Below are 5580 nucleotides of genomic sequence, written 5' to 3' on the forward strand. Positions count from 1 at the left end.
CTCCCCAGAGCTAGCGCTGCCATCCCGTCAAGCGGGGCCGAGGTGTGACACCCGATGCACCAGGCAGCCTGGGTGAGGCGCCGAAGGCGTCCCGAAGGGGGAGGGCGAGCTTACTCGCTACTTAAATAGGTCAGGCCACGCAACACGCTTCACGCCAAAAGAACCAGGCCCCCAACGTTTAAGCCCAGAAGCCGAATCGACTTACGCCCGTAGGAGCCTGCCTGCAGGCGATCCCCCCAGGACTCTTCACGTGCATGCCCGCTCCCTCAGCGGAAAGTGGACCGGACGCTTGGCCATCCGGCTCCATCGCCATGATGCATGGGTTTGTATGCTTCAATCGTCCTCCTGCGAAGACGCGGGCTTGTGGGGCTAAAGATGCCACATGGGCAGGAGCTAAGGGCTGGGGTCAGGCCTTCTGGCGGCAGGGGTGACAGATGAATTTTATTCATATACCTGAATCACAAATAATAAACGGTTTCCCCCTTTATACCCGGCGTTACGCCAATTATTCTCTGCTTTCATCCTGGACTCAGCAGATGCCTGTCGGGCAGAAATTTCTGCGCCGGTATCTGCATTGCGGTTTGGGAAAATGGTAAGGTTGAGCAACTTTTATTGCGTCTATGGATTGGCGTGGTTGTGTCTCTGAGTCTCAGCGGCGTCAGGTTTTATGAGGGGGGATGAAATGCCCCTGTCAGTTTGCAGGGTAGGCCTGCACCGGTTGCCCGCGCGGGTGTCCGTTCGATTGTTTGGATTTGGGAAAAAGGTTCAAGATTATGACAACAGATAATAATGGTGGTGCACTCACTCCCTTGCAGGCGCTACAGGAGCGGGTTCAGCAGCAAGGTAATGCCGTTGCATTTGTGCAGCCTCTCGGTGGCGGTGAGGTGCGTGAATACACCTGGAAAGATATTGAACTTGAAGCCCGCAAAATGGCGGCTTACCTGCAATCCCAAGGGATGCAGCAGGGCGACCACATTGCCTTGGTGTCCAAAAACTGCGCCGAATGGATCATGGCTGACTTGGCCATCTGGATGGCGGGTGGTGTCAGTGTTCCTTTGTACCCAACCCTGGTTGCCGATACCGTGCGCCTTATCATGGAGCACAGTGAGTCCAAAATGCTGTTTGTAGGCAAGCTGGATGACTGGGACATGATGAAAGATGGTGTTCCGGACGGGGTGAAGCAGATCGCCTTCTCTCTGGCACCTGAGCAAGCCAAGAAAGACTTCCCTGTCTGGACCGATATCATCGCAGACACTGCACCAATTGAAGAGATTTTCACGCCCAAGCCTGCGGATCTGGCGACAATTGTTTACACCTCTGGTACCACAGGTATGCCGAAAGGGGTCATGCATGACTTCCAGGCTCTCTCCACCATCGGTAGCAAGATGATCAAGGTGTACGACCTGCAACCCAACGAGCGGATGATTTCTTACCTGCCGCTTTCTCATGTTGCGGAGCGTCTCGCGGTTGAAATTGCCCAGTTGTATGTGGGTAACAAGGTCTTCTTTGCCGAGTCTCTCGAGACTTTCGGGGAAGACATCAAGCGGGCTCAGCCGACCGTCTTCTTTGCTGTGCCTCGCATTTGGTCCAAGTTTTACCAGAAGGCTTCTGAGGCGGTCCCGCCCAAGAAGTTGAATACATTGTTGAAGATTCCGTTCCTCAATAAGGTAATCAAGAAGAAGGTGTTAGGGGCCATGGGGCTGGATGAGTGCCGCATCGCGTTGTCCGGCGCTGCAGCGCTGTCTCCTGAAATCATTACCTGGTTCAAGAAGCTGGGTCTCGAAATTCTCGAAGTGTACGGCATGACCGAAAACCTGGCCTGGTCACATACCACGGAAGTGGGTGATCAGATGATCGGTTGGGTCGGTACCCCTAATGACGGAGTGGAGTGCCGTATCGCCGAGAATGGCGAAATCATGGTGCGCAGCCTGGGCAACATGAAGGGCTACTACAAGATGCCGGAGAAGACAGCCGAAGATCTGACTGAAGACGGCTGGCTGCACACGGGTGACAAGGGTGAGATTGATGCCAAGGGGCGCCTCAAGATTACCGGCCGCGTGAAGGAGATCTTCAAGACCGAGAAAGGCAAATATGTGGCTCCAGTGCCGATTGAAAACCACATTGTGACCTTGCCCGGCCTGGAACTGGCTTGTGTGATCGGTGAAGGGATGGGGCAGCCTGTTGCGTTGCTGAACCTGACGCCTGAAGAACAGGGGCGCCTCTCCTCCGGTTCTGCGAAAGAGCACTTCACCCAGGAGCTGGAGAAGCATCTCAAGCATGTTAATGATCAGATTGACCCTCACGAGCGGATGACTACCTTCATCATCTGCAAAGATGCCTGGACGGTTGAGAACAACATGATTACGCCGACATTGAAACTGAAGCGTAACGTGATTGAGGAGCATTACGCCGAGGGCATCAAGCAGTGGTCCAAAACCAAAGGGGTGGTTTGGGAAGCTTGAGCATTCTCAAGGAGGCGGATCAGCAATTGATCCGCCTGCTGGCGGATGGCCAGTTCCGTTCCGGTTCTCAGCTTGGGGAAGTGTTGGGTGTTTCCCGTGCTGCTGTCTGGAAACGGGCGCAACGCCTGGCCGACTTCGGGTTGGCCCTGGAATCCGTTAAAGGCAAGGGCTATCGATTGGCGCAGCCTATAGAGCTTCTTGATCCAGATTATCTCCGGGATTGTCTGGCGCAACGGGTTGCTCCTGCAGATCTGCACTATTCATTGATCACCAACTCCACCAATGCGGATGCTCTTGCGGCGGCTGCCAATGCGGGCAGGCCGGCAGTGTTTCTGGCGGAATGCCAGTTGGCAGGGCGTGGCCGCAGGGGGCGGCAATGGCAATCACCATTTGCGGCCAATCATTACCTCTCCATTCGTTATCCGATACAGGGCGGTTTTGCCGCCCTTGGCGGCCTGAGCCTTGCGGTGGGGGTTGCGGTGGCAGACGCGCTTTCGTCACTGATGCCGGGCTTGCCTGTGGGGCTGAAGTGGCCCAATGACCTGCTGGTCGATGGCGCCAAGCTGGGCGGCGTGTTGATCGAGTTGGCTGGCGAAATGGAGGGGCGCGTCGACGTGGTAGTGGGTGTCGGGATCAATGGCCGGATGACCGCCGCTCAGGCGGAAGGCATCGATCAGCGATGGACCGATCTTGCCAGTGTGATGGGGGAGGCCCCTTCGCGGAATGAGGTGGCGAGTAAGGTGTTGGTGAGCCTGCTGGAGATGCTGGCCAATTTTTCCGTTGAAGGCTTTGCGCCTTTGATGACTCGCTATCAGGACTATGACCAGGTGGTGGGCAGGAAGGTGCAGGTGCAGTCGGTGGATCAGGTGCTGACAGGGGTGGCGGCAGGAGTGTCACCTGACGGGGCGCTACGACTGGAAACGGCTGATGGCCTGAAAGAGCTGTATGGCGGCGAAGTGAGTTTGAGAATCCAATGAGACTGTTTGTTGATGTGGGTAATACCGCACTCAAGTGGCGCGTACGGGATGGGGATGACACCGTTCAGGGTGGTTGCCGTCACGGGCGGCGCTGGGAGGACGTGGTTGAGACTATCGAAGGGCTTGAGGCCGGCTGTGAGGCTGTCTGGGTGGCTTCAGTGGCGGGGGCTGATTCGGATGCTGTCATTGCTGCGGCGTTAGCGCGAAAAACGGGCGTGCAGCCCAGCTTTTATTACTCGCAGCCTGAGGATTTCGGCGTCTCCAGTTGTTATCCCGAGCCACGGAGATTGGGGGTGGATCGCTGGGTGGCAATGGTGGAATGTTTCCAGAAATATGGTGCAGGCATCATTGTGGACTGTGGTAGTGCGCTGACCATCGATGCGGTGGATGCGAAAGGACAGTTTCTCGGCGGCTATATTGTGCCCGGATTGGGCATGCTTCGCGGCGCGCTCTTGCGTGATACGGCCGATGTGCATGTAGAGGCAGGGGCTGCTCGTCTGGGGTTGGGGCAAAGTACTGGTGAATGCGTGCATAATGGATTGTTGCGCATGTCTGTGGCCTTCGTCACGGAGGTGGTGCTTGAACTACGCCAAGTGCTTGATGATACTTGCAAAGTATTGGTAACAGGTGGTGATGCGCCAGCGTTGTTGGAGGCGTTTGCGTTCGATTATACGCATGTGCCTGATCTGGTTCTTGATGGTCTGGAACGTATTGCTGCCGAAAAAAAATAAGGTGGGGGAGCACCCGTGCGGTGGATTTTCTATAGTTTGTTGGTCATTAACGTTGTCTACCTCGGGGTGCAGCTCACCAAGAATTTGGCTGAGCCTTCGGTGGTAGCAGGGATTCCGCTCCCGCATGCGGAGGGCGGGACGCCGCTGGTGTTGCTGGCAGAGCAGCCGCAGTCTCGCAGGGAGGCTCGTCAGGCGGTGGCTTCTGGTTCCCTGTGTCCGGTGATTGGCCCTTGGGAGAGTGAATCTTCAGCCCAGGCAGGCGTGGTGCAGCTGCGTGCTGCGGGCGTGGCGGCCAGAGTTCGGGGGCTTTCCATAGAAAAGGATCGCCTCAGCTGGGTCTATCTGCCACCTTACGGCAGCAGGGAGAGGGCCTTGGTTGTGCTGCAAGAATTGCAGGATCGGGGCGTAGATAGCTTTATCGTCAAAGAGGGGGATGATGCGAACGCCATCTCTCTGGGCTACTTTTCCAGCGAAGAGTCGGCTGAGGGCCTGCGCGTGAAGATGAGAAATGCGGGTTATCCGGCCTTTGTACGGGAAACCTCAAAGGTGGTAACGGAATACTGGGCCTACCTGGTCGACTCCAGCGCGGAAGAAAAACCCGAGGTAAAAGTTTTTCTTGAAGCAAATCAGTCTCTTAAGCTGGATAGAGTCTCTTGTGACTGATTCGTTGCGCAATTATTAGGCGTTTGATCTTTAATTGGATTGCGCGCCTCAATTCCTTTCTATAGAATTCGCAACCCTTGTGAGCTGGCGTAGCTCAGTTGGTAGAGCAGCTGATTTGTAATCAGCCGGTCGGGGGTTCGACTCCTCTCGCCAGCTCCAGCTTTAAAACGTCGCTAACTGCTTGAAAACAAGTTGACAAGTGGTTGAGGCGTAAAGAAAATGTAGGCCCTTTTCTGGAGGGGTTCCCGAGTGGCCAAAGGGATCAGACTGTAAATCTGACGCGAAAGCTTCGGAGGTTCGAATCCTCCCCCCTCCACCAGATAAAGTAGATCGGTAACGATCTGCAAGCCGGAAGGCTAGCAAGGCATCGGAAGTTTGCGGGCATAGTTCAGTGGTAGAACCTCAGCCTTCCAAGCTGATGATGCGGGTTCGATTCCCGCTGCCCGCTCCAATTCCGGCAGAGTTTGGTCATCGCAAGATGGCATGAAGGTTATGCTCATATAGCTCAGTAGGTAGAGCACACCCTTGGTAAGGGTGAGGTCACCGGTTCAAATCCGGTTATGAGCTCCAATTTCCGGGCCCAGGTATATCCTGGGCCCGGCTTCATGTGTCTTGATGGTGCCAAGGTGGTCTGTGTTTGTCGAATACAGTCCTTAAATGTGTCTTTTCGGTTGTATGTACGCCATATGGCGAGAAAGCGCAGCCAAGTTAAGAGGTGAAGAGTCGTGGCAAAGGAAAAGTTTGAAC

At 55.4% G+C, this 5580-nt stretch carries 4 protein-coding genes and 4 tRNA genes; all 8 read left to right on the forward strand.

All coding sequences use genetic code 11. From position 1 onward, the window contains the following. Nucleotides 1-773: 773 nt before the first annotated feature. The 8 genes from Y5S_RS18940 (at nucleotide 774) to Y5S_RS18975 (ending at nucleotide 5403) form a co-directional block, all read left to right on the forward strand. A complete protein-coding gene (locus Y5S_RS18940) occupies nucleotides 774-2462 on the forward strand; it encodes an AMP-binding protein (RefSeq protein WP_035235599.1) in 1689 nt (562 codons plus the stop codon). After that, nucleotides 2459-3439: a bifunctional biotin--[acetyl-CoA-carboxylase] ligase/biotin operon repressor BirA gene (birA, locus tag Y5S_RS18945; RefSeq protein WP_035235601.1), complete on the forward strand. Its 981-nt coding sequence runs from the start codon at nucleotides 2459-2461 to the stop codon at nucleotides 3437-3439. Before Y5S_RS18940 ends, birA begins: the two co-directional genes overlap by 4 nt. Further along, nucleotides 3436-4170, forward strand: a complete 735-nt coding sequence (locus Y5S_RS18950) for a type III pantothenate kinase (RefSeq protein ID WP_035235603.1) — start codon at nucleotides 3436-3438, stop codon at nucleotides 4168-4170. The genes birA and Y5S_RS18950 overlap by 4 nt, the downstream gene beginning before the upstream one ends. Nucleotides 4171-4185: 15 nt before the next feature. Next, nucleotides 4186-4833 carry an SPOR domain-containing protein gene (locus tag Y5S_RS18955; protein ID WP_035235604.1) on the forward strand — a complete coding sequence of 216 codons (648 nt, stop codon included), beginning with the start codon at nucleotides 4186-4188 and terminating at the stop codon, nucleotides 4831-4833. An 83-nt stretch (nucleotides 4834-4916) separates the two neighbouring features. Next, a tRNA-Thr gene (locus Y5S_RS18960) sits at nucleotides 4917-4992 on the forward strand. A 76-nt stretch (nucleotides 4993-5068) separates the two neighbouring features. Continuing rightward, a tRNA-Tyr gene (locus tag Y5S_RS18965) sits at nucleotides 5069-5152 on the forward strand. A gap of 58 nt (nucleotides 5153-5210) precedes the next feature. After that, nucleotides 5211-5284, forward strand: a tRNA-Gly gene (locus Y5S_RS18970). Nucleotides 5285-5327: 43 nt separating this feature from the next. Further along, a tRNA-Thr gene (locus Y5S_RS18975) sits at nucleotides 5328-5403 on the forward strand. Nucleotides 5404-5580 lie beyond the last annotated feature (177 nt).

This window comes from Alcanivorax nanhaiticus, assembly GCF_000756665.1.
GTDB classification, from domain to species: domain Bacteria; phylum Pseudomonadota; class Gammaproteobacteria; order Pseudomonadales; family Alcanivoracaceae; genus Alcanivorax; species Alcanivorax nanhaiticus.

Excerpts from the sequence above, each read along its gene's own strand:
- Y5S_RS18940 (WP_035235599.1), top strand. The coding sequence starts at position 774 with ATGACAACAGATAATAATGGTGGTGCACTCACTCCCTTGCAGGCGCTA.
- Y5S_RS18950 (WP_035235603.1), top strand. The coding sequence starts at position 3,436 with ATGAGACTGTTTGTTGATGTGGGTAATACCGCACTCAAGTGGCGCGTA.